This is a genomic window from Cupriavidus sp. 05L310, from assembly GCF_056398185.1.
In genome coordinates this window covers 1-19,978 of the sequence record NZ_JBFTOX010000017.1, presented here as the reverse complement: position 1 = coordinate 19,978, position 19,978 = coordinate 1, and the positions used below count along the sequence as shown (strand labels likewise).

Annotated in this window: 18 protein-coding genes; 15 read left to right on the top strand and 3 right to left on the bottom strand. The window is 63.5% G+C overall.

The features are described from left to right. Nucleotides 1-85 precede the first annotated feature (85 nt). Nucleotides 86-2,386 (top strand): cyanophycin metabolism-associated ABC transporter, encoded by a 2,301-nt coding sequence (locus AC1DS6_RS14380; protein WP_441631067.1) that lies wholly within the window; start codon nucleotides 86-88, stop codon nucleotides 2,384-2,386. Between the two features lie 14 nt (nucleotides 2,387-2,400). Further along, a complete protein-coding gene (locus AC1DS6_RS14375) occupies nucleotides 2,401-2,871 on the top strand; it encodes a cyanophycin metabolism-associated DUF1854 family protein (protein WP_441631065.1) in 471 nt (156 codons plus the stop codon). Nucleotides 2,872-2,916: 45 nt separating this feature from the next. Here AC1DS6_RS14375 and AC1DS6_RS14370 read toward each other — a convergent pair whose 3' ends face one another. Then, complete coding sequence (locus tag AC1DS6_RS14370) at nucleotides 2,917-3,777, bottom strand: hypothetical protein (RefSeq protein ID WP_441631063.1); 861 nt, start codon at nucleotides 3,775-3,777, stop codon at nucleotides 2,917-2,919. A gap of 461 nt (nucleotides 3,778-4,238) precedes the next feature. Here AC1DS6_RS14370 and AC1DS6_RS14365 point away from each other — a divergent pair, with 461 nt between their 5' ends. From AC1DS6_RS14365 to AC1DS6_RS14340, 6 genes are all read left to right on the top strand, one after another. Further along, entirely contained in the window at nucleotides 4,239-4,832 is a 594-nt protein-coding gene (locus AC1DS6_RS14365) for a TetR/AcrR family transcriptional regulator (RefSeq protein ID WP_441631061.1), read from the top strand. Between the two features lie 151 nt (nucleotides 4,833-4,983). Continuing rightward, the gene (locus tag AC1DS6_RS14360; RefSeq protein ID WP_441631059.1) at nucleotides 4,984-5,373 is read left to right on the top strand and encodes a hypothetical protein; all 390 of its coding nucleotides are present in this window, start codon (nucleotides 4,984-4,986) and stop codon (nucleotides 5,371-5,373) included. A 7-nt stretch (nucleotides 5,374-5,380) separates the two neighbouring features. Beyond that, nucleotides 5,381-6,505 carry an ABC transporter permease gene (locus AC1DS6_RS14355; protein ID WP_477102617.1) on the top strand — a complete coding sequence of 375 codons (1,125 nt, stop codon included), beginning with the start codon at nucleotides 5,381-5,383 and terminating at the stop codon, nucleotides 6,503-6,505. 10 nt (nucleotides 6,506-6,515) lie between these two features. Further along, the gene (locus AC1DS6_RS14350) at nucleotides 6,516-7,265 is read left to right on the top strand and encodes an ABC transporter ATP-binding protein (protein WP_477102616.1); all 750 of its coding nucleotides are present in this window, start codon (nucleotides 6,516-6,518) and stop codon (nucleotides 7,263-7,265) included. After that, entirely contained in the window at nucleotides 7,252-8,166 is a 915-nt protein-coding gene (locus AC1DS6_RS14345) for an HlyD family secretion protein (protein ID WP_477102615.1), read from the top strand. The genes AC1DS6_RS14350 and AC1DS6_RS14345 overlap by 14 nt, the downstream gene beginning before the upstream one ends. Nucleotides 8,167-8,198: 32 nt before the next feature. Then, nucleotides 8,199-9,602, top strand: coding sequence for an efflux transporter outer membrane subunit (locus AC1DS6_RS14340; RefSeq protein WP_477102614.1), 1,404 nt, complete (start codon nucleotides 8,199-8,201; stop codon nucleotides 9,600-9,602). A gap of 885 nt (nucleotides 9,603-10,487) precedes the next feature. Here the strand turns inward: AC1DS6_RS14340 and AC1DS6_RS14335 are convergent. Beyond that, entirely contained in the window at nucleotides 10,488-11,045 is a 558-nt protein-coding gene (locus AC1DS6_RS14335; protein WP_477102613.1) for a hypothetical protein, read from the bottom strand. Nucleotides 11,046-11,291: 246 nt separating this feature from the next. After that, nucleotides 11,292-11,846 (bottom strand): hypothetical protein, encoded by a 555-nt coding sequence (locus AC1DS6_RS14330; protein ID WP_477102612.1) that lies wholly within the window; start codon nucleotides 11,844-11,846, stop codon nucleotides 11,292-11,294. Nucleotides 11,847-13,395: 1,549 nt separating this feature from the next. On the opposite strand from AC1DS6_RS14330, the gene AC1DS6_RS14325 reads away from it, so the two are divergent. From AC1DS6_RS14325 to AC1DS6_RS14295, 7 genes are all read left to right on the top strand, one after another. Next, nucleotides 13,396-13,710 (top strand): helix-turn-helix transcriptional regulator, encoded by a 315-nt coding sequence (locus AC1DS6_RS14325; RefSeq protein WP_477102611.1) that lies wholly within the window; start codon nucleotides 13,396-13,398, stop codon nucleotides 13,708-13,710. A gap of 49 nt (nucleotides 13,711-13,759) precedes the next feature. Then, complete coding sequence (locus AC1DS6_RS14320) at nucleotides 13,760-14,149, top strand: hypothetical protein (protein WP_477102610.1); 390 nt, start codon at nucleotides 13,760-13,762, stop codon at nucleotides 14,147-14,149. A 392-nt stretch (nucleotides 14,150-14,541) separates the two neighbouring features. Beyond that, a complete protein-coding gene (locus AC1DS6_RS14315; protein WP_477102609.1) occupies nucleotides 14,542-14,730 on the top strand; it encodes a hypothetical protein in 189 nt (62 codons plus the stop codon). After that, nucleotides 14,723-15,040: a thioredoxin domain-containing protein gene (locus AC1DS6_RS14310; RefSeq protein ID WP_477102608.1), complete on the top strand. Its 318-nt coding sequence runs from the start codon at nucleotides 14,723-14,725 to the stop codon at nucleotides 15,038-15,040. The genes AC1DS6_RS14315 and AC1DS6_RS14310 overlap by 8 nt, the downstream gene beginning before the upstream one ends. Beyond that, on the top strand, nucleotides 15,037-15,402 hold the full coding sequence (locus AC1DS6_RS14305; protein ID WP_477102607.1) for a hypothetical protein: 366 nt from the start codon (nucleotides 15,037-15,039) through the stop codon (nucleotides 15,400-15,402). The genes AC1DS6_RS14310 and AC1DS6_RS14305 overlap by 4 nt, the downstream gene beginning before the upstream one ends. Before the next feature lie 113 nt (nucleotides 15,403-15,515). Further along, the gene (locus AC1DS6_RS14300; RefSeq protein WP_477102606.1) at nucleotides 15,516-18,437 is read left to right on the top strand and encodes a DUF927 domain-containing protein; all 2,922 of its coding nucleotides are present in this window, start codon (nucleotides 15,516-15,518) and stop codon (nucleotides 18,435-18,437) included. A gap of 118 nt (nucleotides 18,438-18,555) precedes the next feature. Then, the gene (locus AC1DS6_RS14295; protein WP_477102605.1) at nucleotides 18,556-19,311 is read left to right on the top strand and encodes a DUF4393 domain-containing protein; all 756 of its coding nucleotides are present in this window, start codon (nucleotides 18,556-18,558) and stop codon (nucleotides 19,309-19,311) included. Nucleotides 19,312-19,978: the final 667 nt, after the last annotated feature.

Sequence of the window (19,978 nt, the reverse complement as noted above, 5' to 3'; positions counted from 1 at the left end):
AAATCGGCGGGCCGCCATGGTGCGCCCGCCTTAAATTGTTTCAAGTTATGTCCATAGCCCAGGGACGCAGCATGCCGTACCAACGATGACCCAACCTTCCTTGCCCGTGATTGACAGCGACGCCCCGAACGAGCCGTGGCGTAACGAAATCGGCACCCGCCTGCAACCCGGCGAGGCCGTCCTGGCCTGGCTGGAAGTCGACCTAGACGCAAAGCTGCATTTTACCCAAGGCTGGGTACTTGTGACGGATCGTCGCTTGCTGGCGCGCATGCCGGGGCAAAAAGACTGGCAGGAATGGACGATCCAGCCCGGATTATCGCTGCATCACGCCGATCACGCCGGGGTTGGCACGCTTGAACTGCACGACAGTGGGCGATTACTGGCCACCTGGCGCTACACGCTCGGCCACAACCCGGCCGCGCTGCGCCTGATCGACCAGTTCCACGCGCAGTGCGACCTGTCCGGCTCGGGCCGGGGAGGGCTGGCCGAGGCCGATGTGGAGGCGGTCTGCCCGACCTGCAAGGCACCCCTGCCGCCGGACGACGACCAATGTCCGCAATGTAGCCGCGATCTGGAGACCCCGCCGTCGACCTGGGCGCTGCTGCGCCTGTGGCGCTTTGCCAGGCCGTACCGGTTCCAGTTGCTGGCCGGCTTCCTGCTGACCCTGCTGTCCACCGCCGCCACGCTGGTGCCGCCGTACCTGACCATGCCGTTGATGGACAACGTGCTGATCCCGTACCAGAACGGCCTGCCTATCGACTACAGCCGGGTCAAGCTGTACCTGGCCGGCCTGCTGGGCGCGGCGCTGGTGGCATGGAGCCTGGGCTGGGCGCGGACGTACCTGCTGGCGCGGGTGTCCGAGCGCATCGGCGCCGACCTGCGCACGACCACCTACGAACACTTGCTGCGCTTGTCGCTGGAGTACTTCGGCGGCAAGCGCACCGGCGACCTGATGGCCCGCATCGGCTCGGAAAGCGACCGCATCTGCGTGTTCCTGTCGCTGCACCTGCTGGATTTTGCCACCGATGTGCTGATGATCGTCATGACGGCGGCCATCCTGATCTCCATCAACCCGTGGCTGGCATTGGTCACCCTGGTGCCGCTGCCGTTCATCGCGTGGATGATCCATCTGGTGCGCGATCGTTTGCGCCACGGCTTCGAGAAGATCGACCGGATCTGGTCGGAGATCACCAACGTGCTGGCCGATACCATTCCCGGCATCCGCGTGGTCAAGGCCTTTGCCCAGGAGAAGCGCGAGGTTGAGCGTTTCCGCGAGGCCAACCGGCACAACCTGGCGATCAACGACCGCGTCAACGCCGTGTGGTCGCTGTTCACCCCGACCGTCACGCTGCTGACCGAGATCGGCCTGCTGGTGGTGTGGATCTTCGGCATCTGGCAGGTTTCGCACAACGCGATCACGGTCGGCGTGCTGGTGGCCTTCCTTACCTATATCAGCCGCTTCTACACCCGGCTGGATTCGATGAGCCGCATCGTCTCGGTCACGCAAAAGGCCGCCGCCGGTGCCAAGCGCATCTTCGATATCCTCGACCACGTATCGAGCGTGCCGGAGCCCGTGCGGCCGGCGCACCTGGAGCGCGTCGAAGGCGCCATCGAACTGCGCGACCTGGGTTTCCGCTACGGCAATCGCGCCGTGATCCGAGGGCTTAACCTGTCGATCAAGCCGGGCGAGATGATCGGCCTGGTGGGGCACAGCGGCTCCGGCAAGAGCACGCTGGTCAACCTGATCTGCCGCTTCTACGACGTCTCCGAAGGCGCAATCCGACTCGATGGCGTCGATATCCGTTCGCTGCCGGTGTCGGAATTCCGCAGCCATATCGGGCTGGTGCTGCAGGAGCCGTTCCTGTTCTTCGGCACGATTGCCGAGAACATTGCCTATGGCAAGCCGGGCGCCAGCCGCGAGGAGATCATCGCCGCCGCGCGGGCAGCCCACGCGCATGAGTTCATCCTCCGGCTGCCGCATGGCTACGATTCGCTGGTGGGCGAGCGAGGCCAGGCGCTGTCCGGCGGTGAGCGCCAGCGCATCTCGATTGCCCGCGCGCTACTGATCAATCCGCGCATCCTGATCATGGATGAAGCCACCTCCTCGGTCGATACCGCCACCGAGAAGGAAATCCAGAAGGCGCTGGACAACCTGGTGCAAGGCCGTACCACCATCGCCATCGCGCACCGCTTGTCCACGCTGCGCAAGGCGGATCGCCTGGTGGTGATGGACCGTGGACAGATTGTCGAAGTGGGCGGCCATGAGGAGTTGCTGGCGCGCGAAGGCGCCTACTACAAGCTCTACCAGGCGCAGGCCCGCAACGTTGACGCCGATGCCGAGGCGGATCTCGATGCTGCCGCCGCGGTCACCGTCACCGTGCAATAAGGAAGGGAGGCCCTATGCAACAAGTCGATTTCAAGCTCTCCCGCAATGCCTTTGGGCGCCTGGTGATGACCACGGCGGATGGGACCGTGCATGAGGGCGTAGTGCCCGTGCGCGCTTTCCCGATCGCCGCGCCGGACGATGGCGTCGGCATGATCAGCGCCGACGGCCGCGAACTGGCGTGGCTGCCTCGCCTGGACACCTTGCCGGTCTCCGTGCGCGAGATGATCGAGGCCGAACTGGCCAGCCGGGAATTCATGCCGGAGATCCGCCGGATCCGCTCGGTGTCGACCTATGCCACCCCCAGCACCTGGGATGTGGAGACCGACCGCGGCCGCACCTCGCTGGTACTGCGCGGCGAGGAAGACATCCGCCGCCTGGCTGGTTCCACGCTGCTGATCTCCGACAGCCACGGCATCCACTATCTGGTACGTAACCTGATGGGCCTGGACAAGGCCAGCCGCAAGCTGCTGGACCGTTTCCTCTAAGCCGCACGGGCGTGCCATTCAGGGCGCGATTGCCGCGCCCTGGCATCAGTGCTTGCCGGTGAAGAGGAAGCCCACCTCGCGATCGGCCCGCATCGCGAACAGATAGAGCTGGCCGGGGGTGGGCAGGCTATGCGTGGTGGTCGGATCGTAATAGGCCACGCCGCTCATGACGGTATTCGGATTGCGGCAGGGCGGGCCGCCCAGTGTAATGCTGACGTTGTAGACCTTGCCCTGGCGGCGCGGCGTGGCGCTGCCCGTAAAGCTGCAACCCGTGCCGCCGTCGACGGTGAACTTGCCGTTGGCATCGATATCCAGCCGCGCGAATCCCGGGCCAAGCCCGGTGGTATCGATCACCTCCGTCGCGCCGTAGTACGTTCCCTTCAACCCATCGGCCGTGGCGATGTAGTTGTAGTCCGTGCTGTAGGTGGTGTTGACCGTCGCGACGCTGCCGTTGCGGTAGTTGAGTTGCGCCTGCAGTGCCGTGCCTGGCGTGTAGGAAGCGGCCAGGTTCGCTGCCGTGAGGCTGTAGCCCACGTCCACCAGGTTGAAGTCCCGTCCGTTGTTGTTGGTGGTGAGCGCGCCATTGCCGGAACTATAGTTGCCGGTCACCACGCCGGACGGTACGTCCGGTACACCTGCCCTGGCGTAGAACGCGTAATAGACATTCTCGTCGAGGACCAGGATGTTGAACCGTTCGTTGGCGACGGTAGTGCCGGTGTAGATGCCCGTGCCCAGCGCATTGGTGTCCGGAGCCGGTGGAACCACCGGGACCGCCGGGACCGCCGGTTCAGCGGGGACAGTGGCCGGTGGGGTCCGTATGATCGCCAGTCCGCCATCGTTATCCCCCGATCCGCCGCAGCCCACGAGAACCAGCGCGAAGCCGGCTGCCCCAATCGTTCTTTTCATTTATACGTTGCCCGTTCCGGTGAACCCGGGCGGCGCTGGCGCCGCCTTCCGGTTGTCGAAAAAAAAAGTGGACTGTAACAGCTGATTACAAATTAATGCAGTAGACGGCAGAGGGGTGCCGCGGTGCTTGCGCGTTCCGAAATCGGCTGGCATCGGGTATATGCCTCGCGAAAAAGACGCCCGCACAGGAACTGGCGGGCGCTGGAGGGCAACTGATGGCCGGGAGGGTGATTCCCCCGACCTGGAAGGTCGCCTCCTGGGAGGCGATCTGACCAGATGATGCAGAGAATCATTGCCAATGTGAATCAGACGGCTCTTAATTTCGCAGAGAGGGTGCAAAAATTCTGGGCGAATACCGCGCGTATTCGCAAGACATGGCGGCTGCGGCAAGTCCGCGGCGGACAGTTGACATCGCTCCGAATGTCCATATAATGCGACGGATTACTCCGTTTATTACAATCATGGCCAGGACGAAGGACGAACAGCTTCACGCTCAGCGCCGGGACGACATCTTGCGGGCGGCCGCGCGCACCTTCAAGACGAAGGGATTCCACTCCGCGCGTACCGAGGACATCTGCGCCGAGGCTGGACTGAGCGCCGGGACCGTGTTCAGGCATTTCGGCAGCAAGCAGGAAATGATCATGGAGATTGCCGCCCGCGAGTTCGCGCGTTACCAGGGCGAGGTTCGCCAACTGGCGAGCAGGGAAGGGCTTGAATGGCTCGGCCAGGTAGATGCGGCAGGGCTGGCGGCGGTCCTCGCGCCCTCCGAGTACGACCTGGGCGCGGATAGCTGGCTGGAACTACAGCGCGATCCGGAATGGAACGAGAAGGTGCTGGCCTTTGACCGGGACTTGCGCCAGACCCTGACCATGGAGCTAGAACGGGGCCAGCGTGAGGGCTGGGTGCGAGCCTCGCTCGATGCGCGCGGCGCTACCAACCTGATCCTGGCCATGTTTTCCGGCCTGGGGTTCGACCGCGACACGGGCATCGAAATCGATATGCAGGCCACGGCCACCGCAATGGCGGATTTCTGCCGCGTCTATATCTTTGCCTGATCCCGCGGGACGGCCCACGTAACGGCAGCTGATTAAAGCGATATCACAGCATATGCAAGTATTCCTGGCATTTCTCAAAACCGGACGGATTACTCCGTTTATTATTGGATCACTCCTTCTCCTGGCTTGCGGTCATGCCAGGCCAGTGGGCATGGCGGGGCAGTGGACCTTCCTGGACGACGGCACGGTCATCGACATCCGACCGTGTCCGGACGTGCCGGGAAATGCCTGCGGCATGATCGTGCAGCCGCCCCGGGCCGCTTACCGGCGCAGCGAGGCAGAGCTCAATAAGTTGTGCGGCGCGGTGCTGGTCGATGGCCTAGTGCCGCAAGAGAGCAAGGATGGGGACGCGCCCATGCTGATTGGCCAGATCGCCGATCCCGAGACGCTGCTCGGTGGCACAGCCGTCAGCCGCCATCCGGTCGATATCAGCCAGGCTTCCGCGCACCGGGCGCTGGTCGAGGTGCGGGGCCCGCTCGGACTGGTGGTCGAGCGATACACCCTGATCCGCCGCATTGCCCCGGCGCCTCGTTGCGAGTGAGGCAGGCATGGTTTCCCTTGCTCGTGCCACCCTCGTCCATGAATGGCGGCGCTACCTCGCCGCCGTGCTCGCCATCACCTTCGCGGGCCTGCTGATCGTTGTGCAACTAGCGCTGCTGCTGGGGCTGTTCGGCTCGGTCGCGGCGGTAGTCGACAAATCCGGCGCCGAGCTGTGGATCGGCTTTCGCAACACGCAAAGTGTCGATCTCGGCCGGCCGCTGGGGCGCGGGAGCGATGCGCTTGCCTGGTCCCATTCCGGTGCCGGCAGGATCGAAGCCTATACCACCGCATACGGCGACCTGAGGCGCCCGGACGGGGTGCCGGTAGCGGTGCTGCTCCACGCCATGGATGTGTCCGGTGCCGGGCTCGTTTTTTCGCGGCTGCTCACGCCGGCTGAGCGGACGCTGCTGCGCGAGCCCAATGCCATCATCATCGACGCTGCCGACATGCGCAAACTGGGCGCGCAGGTAGGCACCGCGGTTGAGATCAATGGCCGGCGGGCGCGCATCGCCGGCGTTGTCGAAGGCATACGCTCCGTCGGCGGCGTCAATGTACTGGCCTCGTTCGCGACCGCGCGATACCTCGCTCCGGAAACCGCCGAGCAGGCTGCCTTCTACCTGGTTCGGCTCAAGCCGGGATTCGATGCGCACAAGGTGGCCGCCGAGATCTCGGACAAGGCGCGATTCCCACGCTACAGCGTCTGGACGGCAGATACGCTTTCCACGCAGTCGCAGGCTTACTGGCTGCTCGAGTCGGGCTCGGGGATCGGCACCGGGTTTGCATCCCTGCTGGCCCTGGTGGTGGGCATGGTCATAACCAGCCAGACGCTTTCAGGCGCCATCCTGGCCTCGGTCAAGGAGTTCGCCGCGCTGCGCGCGCTAGGCGTACCGCACAAATCGCTGCGGGCCATCGTGGTTGAGCAGTCGCTCTGGGTCGGGGTGGCCGGCCTGTTCGCGACGGGGATATTCACGTTGCTGATCGCATGGCTGGGCGATGCCTTGCGGATTTCCATGCGGTTTCCCGCCTGGATGCTGGCAGGCGCCAGCGGGCTGCTGCTTGCGATCGCCATCGTTTCCGGGCTGCTCGCGCTAAGGCCGTTGGGCCGCGCCGAGCCGGCATCACTGCTTCGTTGAGGGGGAACCCATGCCCATCCAACCTTCACTCGCCAGTCGCGGCATCGCCAAGGCGGTCACGGTCGGCAAGATCACGCAGCAGGTGATCAAGGACAGCAGTCTCGAGATTTATCCGGCGGCGTTGACGCTGATTGTCGGGCCTTCGGGATCGGGCAAGAGCACGATGCTGTCGATGATGTCCGGACTGCTCAGGCCGGACACCGGCCAGGTCTTTGCACTGGACACCGAACTGTGGACGCTGGATGAAGCGGCGCTGGACCGGTTCCGGCTGGAGAACTGCGGCTTTGTCTTTCAGGGCTTCAACCTGTTCGGGGCGCTCACCGCGTTCGAGAACGTGCTGCTGCCCCTGCAGTACCTCGGCGCGCGTGGCGCAACGGCGGCTGCGCGAGCGCGGCGCGTGCTCGATGAAGTGGGGCTCGGCCATCGCAGCCACCTGCGGCCCGCCGAGCTTTCAGGGGGAGAGAAGCAGCGCGTGGCCATTGCCAGGGCGCTGGTCAAGAACCCCCGGCTGATCTTTGCCGATGAACCGACGTCAGCGCTGGACAAGACCAACGGAGAGATCGTGATCGACCTGCTCAAGAGGATCGCCGCCGAGCATGGCGCAACGGTGCTGGGAGTCACCCATGACCCCCGCCTCCTGTCGCATGCCGACCGCGTCATCGAGCTAGAGGACGGCATCGTCATCCGTGATCGGCGACAGCGTGGGCGGCCGTCTGCAAACAACCTCGCGCCAGAGGAGCGCAAACATGAATATGCATAGTCCGATTCGCCTGCCGAAGGCTTGCTGGCTCGTTGCCGCCGCGCTGTGGCTGGGCGCATGCGGCCATGAAACGCCAGGTGCGCCAACGTCCGCCCGGCATGGCGTCCCGGCGGGCGCGCTTGCCAGCGCCAAGGGGCGCGTGGACATCGAGGGCGGCCCGGTGCGCCTGGCCGCCAGGCGCGACGGCGTGATTGCCCGCGTCATGGTCGAGGAAGGCGATCGAGTGCGGGCTGGCCAGTTGCTGGCAACGCTGGACACGGAGATCGCGGTGCGCGGCCTCGCTCTGGCCCGCGCCGAAGTCGGGCAAGCCGTCCAGGAACGCAACAAGGCCCGCGTGGAACTCGGGGCTGCCGAGCGCGAGGCCAGGCGGCTGCAGCCGCTTGCCGATGACGAGACCATTCCGCGCCAGGAACTGGATCAGGCCAGGGACCGGCGCGCCAGCGCGGCGGTGGGCTTGCTTGCCGCCGAAGCCGCCATCGTCACGGCAGGCGCGAGGCACGCCATCGCTGAGCGCGAAGTGCAGGAGCGGTCCATCACGGCACCGCTCGACGGCCAGATCATCCAGCGGCAGGCGCGGCCCGGCAATGGCGTCAGCACGCTCAATGTCACGCCGCTCTTCCTGTTCGCCCCGGATGTTGGCCGCATCGTTCGTGCCGAACTGGAAGAGCAATACATCCCGGGCATCAAGACGGGAGGTCCGGCGGAAATCATCCTGGAGGCGGATCCCGCACGGCGGTGGCGCGGCAAGGTGCTGCGCGTTGGCAGAATCGTCGGGCAGCGAAGCGCGGGCGATGACCCCGCCGAAAAGCAGGACAACCGTGTCGTAGAAGTCGTCGTCGCGCTGGATGCGCAAGACTTGCTTATTGGCCAGCGCGTGGTGGTGCGCTTCCTGGCGAGCTGAGGAGGAACAGGATGCACCGAATCTGCATTGCCATGCTGGCGCTTTCGTTCCTGTTGGCCGGATGCGTGCCCGGCACGGTCTCGCCAACGCGTCCCGCGCCGCCAGCCCAGCGGTGGTCCGGCCTTGTCACCGAAGCGAGCGGGTTGCCCGATGCCGCCGAAGCGGCGCTGCCCGCCGATTGGTGGACAAGCCTCGGCGATCCCGTTCTGAACGGCCTGGTGGATGTCGCGCTCGACGACAGCCTGGACTTGCGGGCAGCGGCCGCGCGGGTCAGGCAGGCACACGCCTCGGTGGATGCCGCGCGTGCAAACAGGATGCCGCGCCTGGACCTGAACGTGAACGCGGAGCGGGGGCGTATCCAGCAATCCGCGTTCCGGGATGGCGAGGGCGGTCAATTTCGCGTGCCACCGTACCGGAGTTCGCACTTTGGCACGCAACTCGCCGCCAGCTACGAAATCGATCTGTTTGGCCGCCTGGCGCTTGCGCAGGGCGAGGCCGGTGCCCACGCCGATGCGACGCAGGCGGATCGCCGCGCGGTGCGGCAGTGGCTGATTCATGACGTCGTACGCACCTACGCCGATGTCCGTCTGGCCGACGCGCTACGCCAGGATTTGCTGCTGGATCTGCAGCTTGCCCGCAAGCTGACGGCGGACGAATCCGGTCGGCGCGAGGCTGGGCTCGCAACGTTGGCCGCCGTCCGGCATCGGGCCGATCTGGTGACGCAGCGGCAGCAGTCGTTGGTGCAGGTTGAACAAGATCGCCACGACGCCATCTCTCGCCTGGCGGTGCTGTTGGGTCGTGCGCCATCGGAACTGCAACTGGAGGCGCAGGACGGATATCTCGGCCGGATGGCGCTCACCGGGTCCCTGCGCGCCGACATGCCCGCTTCGGTGATCTCCAGCCGCCCCGATATCGATGCGGCATGGCACCGCGTAGTTGCCACCAGCATGGCCGCCGAGCGGATACGGCGCGAGCGCTACCCCACGCTCACGCTGACAGGCACGTCGGGGTTCCTGAGCCAGTCTCTGGGCCGGTGGCTCAGTGGCGATGCGCTTGGCTGGGCACTCGGATCCGCGGTACAGATGCCCTTGTTCGACGGGGGCAGGCTGCGGGCCCATGCCGCCCACGCGACCGCGACTGCCGAAGAGCAGGAAGCAGCTTACCGCAGGACGGTGCTGGCCGCGTTGGGCGAGGTGGAGGTCGCGCTCGGGGCCGTAGCCACCGCCAGCAGGCAGCGCGAAATCGCGGCAGCCGGTCTCGCACGGCGCGCGGCTGACCAAGCCGCGGCCAGGGCTTTGGTCGCGGCGGGGACAAGCGCGCGCGATGCCGCCCTACGGGCAGACATGGCATGGCTCGACGCGCGACGCGAGCTCACCGTGCGCCAGCACGAGGTGCTTGTCAGCTGGGCGTCGGCGCACAGGTCGCTGGGGCGGTAAGCGTCGCCCATTTCTTTAGTGCGATGCGAGATTCGCACTAACGCCATGGTTCCTGGTATCTCCGGATTATGGCGGCCGATTATAGGCAGTCCACCAAAAAGAAAAACCCCCGAAAGGCGTCGCGCCTTCGGGGGTTTGGGTAGTCCCGGGATTATCCGGGACTGAATATTGGTGGGCCGGCGTCAATCGAATAGTTGCCGGAAAGTGGCTGTGATGGCCGATCCTGATTTCTGGTTGTCGAAAGTTACCCCCAAAGTTACCCCCAAACTGGGCACGCTGCCCCTCCCGCGAGGTTCAGTGCGACGCGCGCCCGCCTGTCGAACGACCGGTGGTGGGCGGTGTTGCGTGGACGCTGCGCCGGCTCGCTGGAAAAGCTAGCCGCAAAAACGCTTGGTGACAATGGTGACAGGGTAGGGGATCGGCCGGAAAGCCATGCCTGTCAACGGTTTCAGTGTCACCAACTATCTTTGTGTTTTTTGGTGACACACATATATTTTGGTGACAAAGTTGGTGACAGTTCCAAATAGAGCACGGTGGCATCAGGCTTGGCGGGCCGTTTCTGCCCGCAAACCCGCTTGGCGCCGTGATATTTGCGTTTCGCGTGCGCCCGTGCTACGCGCGGCAGGCGGAGCCGTACTTGCCCCCTTGCTGGTGCTAGGCGGGATGGTCCGGGATGTAGCGCGAGGAAAACCCCCCCCCCCGTGGCCGCCCCACGGCTCGGGTGCCCATGCGATATCGCCCTCAAAAGATTGGCAATGGGTCAGCATGAGCGGTGTCGTGGTCGGGCCGGCCTGGCGCCAATCACTGTTATGTCAACCAGCCCGGCAGAGCACGCCCTAGGGCCGGCGCCTGCGCTTGTTCCAGTCCCGCCGCTTCTACGCTTCGCTATTGGTCATCCCACCGCTCTTCCTTTCGCCGGGCGAGCTGTGCCTCAAAGGCGGCCGCGTCGTGGAACCACAGCGGGCTTAAGCCATCGAGTCCACCGGCGAAGACCAAGTCCTGGAAGACGCTCGCAACTTCATCTGGGGTCATGCTGGGGTCGTCTGGAATGGCGGCGTCGGGCGAGAGCAGTTCATCCAGATCCATGCTCGGAAGCAAATTGGTCAGGGTCCAGCCTGCGGCATAGGGCCGCCCAAACTCGTCTACCCCAGCCGGCACGTATGCCACGCCGATTCCTAGTGCATCCCATCGTAGGACGGCCTTGACCAGGGAGGCTTTGGTCGGCGCGAATAGCCAGCCGTCATCGCCCAGATAGGTATCGCACGTCCATCCTTCTTCCACGGCGTACGGCAACTGCGCGCCATGGCTGCGCCAGAATTCCTCCTGCTCGTGCAGGGTGGGAAGTACGACAAAGAGCGCGCCATTCTGCAGCGGTGTGTGTTCTGGATAGGTGATGTCGAAGGGTCGGCGGATTGCCTTCACTTGAGTTCCTGAGTTGGACATGGCGAGATCTCCAGAATGGGGTGGCACGTCAGATCGGCTGTCTAGGCTTGGGGGGTTCGACATGGGCGTATTGGGGCAAAGACCGGGCAATTGGGGCATCCTCGGACGGTAAGCCATAGATGGAGGCCGTAAAAGTACCGAGTAATGCATTCGTGGATGGATTTTTGTGGATAACATCGGCAATGTGCTGTTTGCCAGACCCGGTCTATGCCCCAATGGAACCCGCCCGGTCCTTGTCGAGCTTGCCTAGTCGTCGCCATATGTTGAGCGGCGGGCAACGCGTTCCTCGTGCGCGCAAACCAGCATGGCCTCGAACGCCTCGGGTTCATAGAAACGCAGTCCGCCCGATTCGTCGCGCAGTTCGTCAAAGATCAATTCCTGGAACTGGGCAGTCACCTGTTCGGGCGTCAGCGCGGGATCATCCGGGACATTTCGGCGAGGGGATAGCCACTCCATCAGCGGTGAGGTGCCAGGTAGAGAGCCCGTGAGCGCCCAACTGCCGTCATAAGGGCACCCATAGATGACACCGGGCGGGTCATAGGCAACGCCAAGGCCGAACGCATCCCAACGCAATACCGTCTGGACCAAGGCGACCTTGGTGGGCGCGAAGATCCACGCGCGGTCGTCGAGGAACACGTTCCCTCCCACGGTGCTTTCCTGGGCGGCAAACGGCAGATTGGCACGATTTTCGCGCCAGAAAGTGCCGAGTTCTTCCAGCGTACTTAGCCTGACAAACACCGCGCCTCGATCTAGAGGCGTTCGCTCCGGGTAACGGATATTGATTGGGTAGTGAGGATCCAAGGCTTGCTCCTTGCAGTTGATTTGGCGGGGGCGAGATAAGCCATCAAGCCATTGCGTTATGGCGTTATGTTTCGTTACGTTACGTTACGTTATGGATGTTTCGAAACGCCGGTAGTGTGGGTGGAGTTGCACCACCATTCCTTGTGCACCAATAGCTTTGATTGCGCACACTGGCGACGATAGAATCGCACACTGCGAGGCCTAGGGCGGCCACCCGAAAGCCGGATTCCTTCACCAGCTGGCCTCGCATCCCCTGAAGGGCATTGGAAGGAATGCGCAAGGTAGCCGTCTGGTCGAAAGACTGTCGGTCCCATCTGCGCTCCGAAGCGGAGGGAAGGCACGTGGCTAGGCTGCGATATTGGCGCTCATTGCGTGTCAGTTTTGAGCGATCACTGTTCGAGTTGGATGACGACGGCTCTACAGAGTGGCTAGAGTGGCTCGACGCATGGGGCACGAAATTGCTCGTCCGTGGCGCCGCGCCGATGGGACGCTGCCGGCCTGGCGGCGCTACGCAGAGCTTTACCGGGCAAGCTGCTCACGGCCTTTTTATTCTTGCTCATGCCGCGTATGACCTATTGGAAAACGACTGTGGCATCTCGCTCGATGATGCTGGTCTGAATCGAGCCGTCTGCGAAATGACGTGGTGGCGTGACGAATTTGCTCGCATGGTCACGCAGGACCACTGTTTCGCAGAACAAGCTGCTTCGTCCATCGTTCAGGGGGGGCTTCGAGATAGGGATTACTCGCTGGGTTCCGCCGCGTTAGCGTTTGGGCAGGCGCTAGGAGTAACCGACGAGCGGTGGCGTGTCGAAGCGCAGCGACTGAAAGCAGCCATCCCCGACGCGCGACTCTTCTTGTGCCGCATGTATTGCGTGGCTAGCCTCGTGTCTATTGACGACGCGATACTTATGCTGCAGCGGGGAAATGCGCAGGGCGCCGTCCGACTAGCGATGGAGGCCACAGAAAACTATAACTCCGCGTGCATGGCCCTCCGCCCTTATGAGAATCGGATGGTTACGCTTCGTGAGGTTGCCACGGCCGGCGGCAAGGCTCGGCATCGGGATAGTCTAAAGGACAAGCTTTTTGTCTACGATTGCTGGCAAGACTGGCGAAGCGGGAAGCGGAGATATCCGTCTGGAGCGGAATTTTCCCGGGATATGCACTCCAAATGCGAACACATTAAGAGTGTGGGGACCATTGAGACTTGGATTGCCGGTTGGGCCAAGGGGAGAGGCATTCCGGAGGCTTGACAATGTACCAGAGGCCTCGCAATGGACTGTTCAGGCCAGCCGCTCGGCACGCCCAAAGGGACCCCTAAACGACACCCGCCCCCGGTCCCGGCATCTCGCAGCCAGCCTCGGCGCTTGGCTTTGTCAATACCCGGTCAGCTAGCTCAACGGCTATCGAGCAAGCTGGACGCACCGTCAACAAGCTCGCTCCCTCGTCTGCCGGCTTAGGCGTCTTTCTTGACGCATTGGCGAGCCTCACACTGGATTCGTACCGCTTCGGCGGGTCCCATCCCGCACCAGCGGGTATTACGAGGCCAGATATGAACGAAAGAGAGCGACAAACCCGACAACGCGCGGGCCTGTCAATTCATCACGCGGCAGTGCCAGCGCCGGCCGAATACGTGCGCACTGAACCCACCGGAAGCCCGGCCGAGGCGGCTGCATTGCGTAGCGGTCCGCTGTGGCGGCTGCCGCGCGTGCTGGAGTACACCAGCATTAGCAAGTCGCAGTGGTACCGCATGATGGCGGCCGGCGATGCGCCGTTGCCCGTGCACCTGTCCGAGCGTTCCCGCGCCTGGTACTCGTCGGAGGTATTGGCCTGGGCTGCCTCGCGCTCTAAATGTGGTGCAGCATGACGCGCCTGGTTCCCTTCGGCGATCAGGTGGGCTGCCAGCGAGAGGGAGCGTGAACGCCATGCCGCGTAACGTAAATCTTGGAAAATCTGGCGCCGCGGCCGACTCTGCACCACTGCTGACGGGTGGCTGTCAGCTGTTTGCCATCGTGGAGGCATTGGTTGAGGTGGCTGTGGCGGATGCACCTGGCGCACTGGGCACGCGAATCTTGCCGGAAGCGCTGCGGCGCCCACTCGATCAACTGCGTATTCGCAAAATGTTGATGCTGTGCCGGCAATCCGGCGCATCGCGTGCGTGGCTGGTGGGCCGATTGCGCATCCATGCGACGGAGGAGCCCGGCCTCTTGGCGCCGGCCTGCGTCACGCCGCAAGGCAACTATTGCTGTCGCGGCGCCTGCCTGGCGGGCAAATCCGCGCTGGCCATGCAGGGGGAGCTGTTGTGAGCGCTTTCGCTAGCCACTTGCGCCTTGTGGCCATGTCAGCCGCCCTGACGCTCGCCCGCTGCGGCCCAGAGCCCCTTGCCCTGGTGCTGGCCTCGCAGGCCTCGCCGGCGTGGGCCTTCGCCACGATGGCCAGCTCGCGCTATACTGTGCCCGTCGCTGCAACCACAGCGGCCGGGCGTGAGAACCCGAGTTCCATAGGCGGACGACCGCCTACTTTTGGCGGCTTTTTTTCGTCTGTCTGCTCCTGCGCGCTTACTTCTATGGCGGGCCGGGCGGGGCAGCCGCAAGGCTGGCCGGTTTCCTATGGGCCGGATTCTCACCCTCGCTGTCAGGCCTGCCACCACTCATGTGAGAATGAGCGGCGGGCCTCCACCACCATAGGAGGCCGCACTATGCGCCAGTCTTCGCTCGCCCATACCGGGCAATCCCCCCTTCCCGAAATCCTCGCTATCGTCCGCGCCGCGTTGCGTGATGCCGTTTCCGCGCCTACTGACCGCGAATCGCTCGATGTCGCCGGCGCTGCCCTTGTGTCCATCGCTGACCGCGTGCGTGCCCTGCAAGCGGAGGTGCGCCATGCATAGCACTATCAAACCCGTTCCGAGCGTCGCCGCTGCCGACGCCCTCGTTACCATGCAGAACCCGTTCGGCCAGGTGCGGGCTGCGCTAGTTAGCGTCGGCTTTGCGGTTGATGAAAGCTCCGATCCGCTCTTGCTCGCTGAGCTGCACGGCGAGGCCGGTCAGGTTTCCTTTGTTAGCCTGCCAGCGTTGCTCGCCCGTGCCGCGCACGTGGTAGGTATTGAGCGCCTGGTGGCTGCGGTGGAGAGCGGCAAAGTTCGCCTGGTTGGCAATGATCGCCAAATCTGGAATGGCTTTATGGGGAGCTGGCAATGAGCGCAATGAACCGTACCAAGACTGCCGTGATTCCTGCCATTGCGCACGCGCCGGCACGTGACGCCTTTGTTGGCCTTCAGTATCAATGGGCCGTCGACCTGGGCATTGAGACTGCGGATGGCTGCTTGCAGCAACTTGGTGAAATCCCGCTGCACGTTTTCGTACCGGGTTGCGCAATGAGCTTTCGAGCTTCATTGCAGCGAGCGGGGGCAGAGGCAGGGCAAGCGGTACCCGCAGCCGAGTTAGTGGCGGCCGGCGACGCTTTCGTATCGGGGCTGCTGGGTCGGTTGCAGCAGTACTTGCTCGCGGGGTTTGGTGGCCGGATGAGCTCCGGCCCGGGCACTGCTGCGCACCTGCACTAGGAACAAAACACCGTGAATGAACTTTACATGCTGGCCCGCTGCGGGGTCGGCGGGGCGAACTCGCCCCTACGAATTGACGAATGGGTGAATCCTCAGGGAGGGGGCGAAGCCTGATGCAATACGAACACACACCAGACAAGATTCGCGCCGCCCTGACCCATATCCCCGCTGATGACCGGGAGCGCTGGGTTCGCATGGGCATGGCCCTCAAAAACGAGTACGGCGACGATGGCTGGCCTCTATTCAACGAGTGGAGCGAATCCGCGGCGAACTACGATGCTGCCGCAGCTAAGGCTACCTGGAAGAGCTGCAAGGCTTCGGGTGGCGTGGGCATTGGCACGCTGCTGCGCGACGCCATGGCATTGGGCTTCGATCCTAAGCGGTTTGGCCCGGCGCCGGCCTTGTCGAAAGAAGAGACGGCGCGCCGCGATGCCGAGCGCAAACAGCGTGAGCTGAGTGACAAGGCAAAGCAGGAGGGCGAGCAGCGCCAGGCTGCTGCCAAGGCTGCGGAGTTGTGGGAGGCGGCGGCCGAGTCGGGCAGTTCGCCCTATCTCAAGCGCAAGGGCGTGGAGGCCCACGGCCTGCGCTTCGCCAAAGGCTGCATCCTGGTGCCGGTGCGTGATGCTGCTGGCCAGTTGTGGAATCTGCAGCGGATCTACGGCAAACCGCTGAGCGGCGGGAATGACAAGATCTTTTTGAAGGGTGGCCGCGTGTCAGGCTGCTATCACGTGATTGGCACGCCGGATGCGACCGGATGGCTGCTGGTGGCCGAGGGATATGCTACGGCAGCGACGTTGCACCAGGTGTGCGGCTTGCCGGTGGTGGTCGCCTTCAATGCGTCGAATCTGCGGCACGTGGCAGAAACCATGCGGCGGCTCTTCCCGGATGTGCAGTTGCTTATCTGCGCCGATGATGACCGGGCCACCGAAGCTGAGACGGGCAAGAATCCGGGGCTGCTGGCGGCCAAGGACGCCGCGCGGCGGGCACGTGGTCAGATGGTGGCGCCGGCAGGCTTGCCAGACGATGGCAGCGACTTTAACGACCTGGCCCGCGCTTCTGGAACTGATCAGGTGCGCCAGCAGCTTGAGACAGCTATGCGGTCACAGCTTTCGGAGGTGGCCGCAGCGGGCTGCAGTGATAAGGCTGCGGCGAGCCAGCAGGCAGCCGCTACGCGCGACGCAAAGGTGCAGGGCGGGGGTGAGGTGGCCGCCACCAAAGCGAAAGCGCCTAAGGCCGCTAAATCGGCCCGGTCGGCTGGCCGCGGATGGTTCGATGCGGACGAGAAAGGGGTTTGGCATCACGGCTTTAGCGACCAGGGCGACCCGTTGCCGCCGTACTGGGTCTGTTCGTGTCTCGATGTCGAAGCCAAGACCCGCGACGAACACAATGGAGAGTGGGGTTTTCTCCTGGTGGCCAAAGATGCAGATGGCCGCCCAAAGCAATGGGCAATGCCGGCGCGTATGTTGGCGGGCGATGGGACGGAATACCGGGCGACGCTGCTTTCCATGGGCGTCAAAATTGCACCAGGCTCGAAGGCTAAGAACTATCTGACAACCTACATTCAAACGGCGGAAACGGAGGCACGTGCACGGTGTACGGATCGCATTGGCTGGCACGGCGGTGCATTCGTCTTGCCAGATCGCACTATTGGTGAGCAAGAAGGCGAGCGGGTGATATTCCAATCTGCAGCTGGTGTCGTGTCGCAGTTCAAGCAACGTGGCACGCTCGATGAGTGGAAAACGCAGGTTGCGGCGGCGTGCGTCGGAAACACGCGGCTAACCTTCTGCGCCTCTGCGGCGTTTGCAGCACCACTCCTGCATCATGCCGGCTTGCAGTCGGGCGGCTTTCACCTGGTAGGGGATAGCTCCAGCGGCAAGACAACGGGTTTACGCGTCGCGGCCTCAGTGTTTGGAGGGCGTGACTATGCGCGGAGCTGGCGTGCGACTGACAACGCCTTAGAACTGACCGCTGCGCAGCATTCGGATGCGCTGCTGATTCTGGATGAGATTGGGCAGGTCGATCCGAAAATCATAGGGGATACCGTCTACATGCTGGCCAACGAGGCCGGCAAGGGTCGCGCCACTCGCACTGCCACGGCGCGGCCGGCGCTCACGTGGCGGCTGCTTTTCTTGTCCGATGGCGAGATCAAGCTATCTGATCACATGGCAGAAGCGGGAAAGACTGCGAAATCAGGGCAGGAGATTCGCCTTGCAAATATCCCGGCTGACGCTGGTAAGAAACTTGGCGTCTTTGATCACCTGTGCGGGTTTGCATCGGGAAAATCGTTGTCCGACCACCTGCAGGAGGCAACGCGAAGTTATTACGGCGTTGCCGGTATGAGCTTTATTGAATGGGCTGTGGAGAACCAGGATACGTTGGCAGAGGATCTCCGGCAGGGCGTCAATGATCTGGTCAATGAGTGGGTGCCTGACCGCGCGCATGGGCAAGTATTCCGTGTTGCTTCCCGCTTCGCCCTGGTGGGCATGGCGGGGGAGTGCGCCTCGTCAGCAGGATTGACCGGTTGGCCGGAGGGCGGGGCGCTTGATGCCGCCCGCGCCTGCTTTGAGGCGTGGCTTTCTGAGCGGGGCGGGGCCGGCAGCGGCGAGCACAAATCAATGCTCCGGCAGGTGCGCAGCTTCCTGGAGCTGCACGGCGATGCGCGTTTCACCTGGGTGAATCGTGCGGCGGATGATCACAAGCCAAATACGATGAGTCGAGCGGGTTACAAGCGGCTGGTAACGGGCAACGGAACGCCGATCAACACCAATACTGACTACCTGCGCGAGTTTGGCGACAAGATGAGCCATGAGGCGGAGGAGGCCTCCGCGTGCGAGTACTTCATCCAACCTGAGGTGTGGCGCAGGGAGGTGTGCAAGGGCTATGACCCGAAGGCAGTGGCTGCTCTGTTGATCGCCATGGATGTGCTGCAGCACGAAGAGAAGAGCGGGCGGCCAGACAAGCTGATGCGAATACCCGGTGTGGGGCGAACGCGCGTGTATTGCATTTCCTCGGGGCTATTCGAGCTGGATGTGTGACCTTCATCCTAAGGGCGAACTGGCCTGTTCTTCATTGAAGTATGATCTTCGATATTGGCGGAGAGGTGTCGTACAGCCTTGATATCCTTCGCCTCACGGTCCCGAAGAGGAGAGGGCAATGGTAGACCCTGTTAGTGTCTTGAAAGCAGTGCCGGCGGAGGTTGCAAAAGAGGTTTATAGCGACGCGGTTGGTGGGGCTTTACGTGAGGTGGGGAAGATGGGAGTGGACGCCGTTAAAACGATACGTCTCGCGCTTTTCCCGTTGCAATTCACCGCCGCATTTCAGGATCGTGTTGCCAGCTATATCAATGCGGCTATTCGCAAGGTGCCTGCCGAGAGTCGAATTGCACCGGTTGAGTCGCTAGTCTTGCCAATTGCTGAGAAGCTCCGCTATCAAGACGAGGGGAGCGTTCTTACCGAGATGTATGTTGAGTTGCTTGCTCGTGCGATGGACCGAGAGCGTGTCGGTGAAGCGCACCCGGCATTCGTCCATTTGATTGGTCAACTTGCTCCGGATGAGGCCGCATTCATCGAGCAGCTTGCGGTCAGGAATCCGAGCGCGTACATCCTCGTAAATGCCTCGCCATCCAAGCTGCTTGATGCCGTCGAGAGAGTGCGGGTCGTATCTGTTTCTCAGCTAAGCGGTGCTGATCAATTGTTTCTCAATGGGTGTTGGTTGCAGCCTGAGGCACTCGCTCAGCCAACGCTCTTTACGACGTATCTTGAACACCTAGTTTCGCTCGGGCTAGTGCGCTACACGAATAGGTACGACAACTTTGAGCACGATTCGCTAGAAGGGCATCGCTACTGGTTTGTGGAGCTCACAGAGTTTGGTAGGCTCTTTCATAGAGCCTGTCTGAAGAGGGAATCCTAACCATCTGGCGCTTCACAGCGCGGAGCGCTGCAAGGTGCGGCGCCCCTTTGGGTCCCACTATGCAAGATCGAACTAGATCGGGTGGTGCTCCGCCAGCAGGCCCGCAGCGGGCGACAGGCTTGCCGCTCGATGCCGACCAGGTGGTGACGCCCTACGTCCCGCTCAGGCGAGCGGTGATGGCCTGCAGCGTGAGCGCCTGACGGTGCGGCGGCGGCCTGCCACCCGGCGCGGCAGCGCCGTCCACCTTATCGAGCAGTCGGAGTCGATCCGTCTGGATGACTGGCGCGAGGGCTTCGATATTCCCTATTGAGCGGGGTCTTGCCAGCGGCTTGATGCTCGTCGCCCTCTGCCTTTGGAACTCCCTCCCAACGGTGATGCGCCGGCAGGACCTACAGCGRGCCGCAGGCTCGCCGCTCGCTGCCGACCAGGTGGTGACCGGACTGCGTCCCGCTCATGCGTGCCGTGGTGGCCTGTAGCGTGAGCGCCTGGCGGTGCGGCGGTGGCGGCCCGGTGGAGGCGCTATTCGCGCGGCGGTCGGCGAGCTGCTGGCCAGCTCCAAGACACGCGTGCCGGCGGCGTGTCTACCGCTCGATGCCAGCGGCCTGCCACCCGGCGCGGCAGCGCCGTCCATCATCACGATAGATCGGGCGGTGGTGCACCGGTAACG

Excerpts from the sequence above, each read along its gene's own strand:
- AC1DS6_RS14355 (WP_477102617.1), top strand. The coding sequence starts at position 5,381 with ATGGTTTCCCTTGCTCGTGCCACCCTCGTCCATGAATGGCGGCGCTAC.
- AC1DS6_RS14300 (WP_477102606.1), top strand. The coding sequence starts at position 15,516 with ATGCAATACGAACACACACCAGACAAGATTCGCGCCGCCCTGACCCAT.
- AC1DS6_RS14350 (WP_477102616.1), top strand. The coding sequence starts at position 6,516 with ATGCCCATCCAACCTTCACTCGCCAGTCGCGGCATCGCCAAGGCGGTC.
- AC1DS6_RS14345 (WP_477102615.1), top strand. The coding sequence starts at position 7,252 with ATGAATATGCATAGTCCGATTCGCCTGCCGAAGGCTTGCTGGCTCGTT.
- AC1DS6_RS14295 (WP_477102605.1), top strand. The coding sequence starts at position 18,556 with ATGGTAGACCCTGTTAGTGTCTTGAAAGCAGTGCCGGCGGAGGTTGCA.
- AC1DS6_RS14340 (WP_477102614.1), top strand. The coding sequence starts at position 8,199 with ATGCTGGCGCTTTCGTTCCTGTTGGCCGGATGCGTGCCCGGCACGGTC.
- AC1DS6_RS14360 (WP_441631059.1), top strand. The coding sequence starts at position 4,984 with ATGGCGGGGCAGTGGACCTTCCTGGACGACGGCACGGTCATCGACATC.
- AC1DS6_RS14365 (WP_441631061.1), top strand. The coding sequence starts at position 4,239 with ATGGCCAGGACGAAGGACGAACAGCTTCACGCTCAGCGCCGGGACGAC.
- AC1DS6_RS14305 (WP_477102607.1), top strand. The coding sequence starts at position 15,037 with ATGAGCGCAATGAACCGTACCAAGACTGCCGTGATTCCTGCCATTGCG.
- AC1DS6_RS14310 (WP_477102608.1), top strand. The coding sequence starts at position 14,723 with ATGCATAGCACTATCAAACCCGTTCCGAGCGTCGCCGCTGCCGACGCC.
- AC1DS6_RS14315 (WP_477102609.1), top strand. The coding sequence starts at position 14,542 with ATGCGCCAGTCTTCGCTCGCCCATACCGGGCAATCCCCCCTTCCCGAA.
- AC1DS6_RS14380 (WP_441631067.1), top strand. The coding sequence starts at position 86 with ATGACCCAACCTTCCTTGCCCGTGATTGACAGCGACGCCCCGAACGAG.
- AC1DS6_RS14325 (WP_477102611.1), top strand. The coding sequence starts at position 13,396 with ATGAACGAAAGAGAGCGACAAACCCGACAACGCGCGGGCCTGTCAATT.
- AC1DS6_RS14375 (WP_441631065.1), top strand. The coding sequence starts at position 2,401 with ATGCAACAAGTCGATTTCAAGCTCTCCCGCAATGCCTTTGGGCGCCTG.
- AC1DS6_RS14335 (WP_477102613.1), bottom strand. The coding sequence starts at position 11,045 with ATGTCCAACTCAGGAACTCAAGTGAAGGCAATCCGCCGACCCTTCGAC.
- AC1DS6_RS14370 (WP_441631063.1), bottom strand. The coding sequence starts at position 3,777 with ATGAAAAGAACGATTGGGGCAGCCGGCTTCGCGCTGGTTCTCGTGGGC.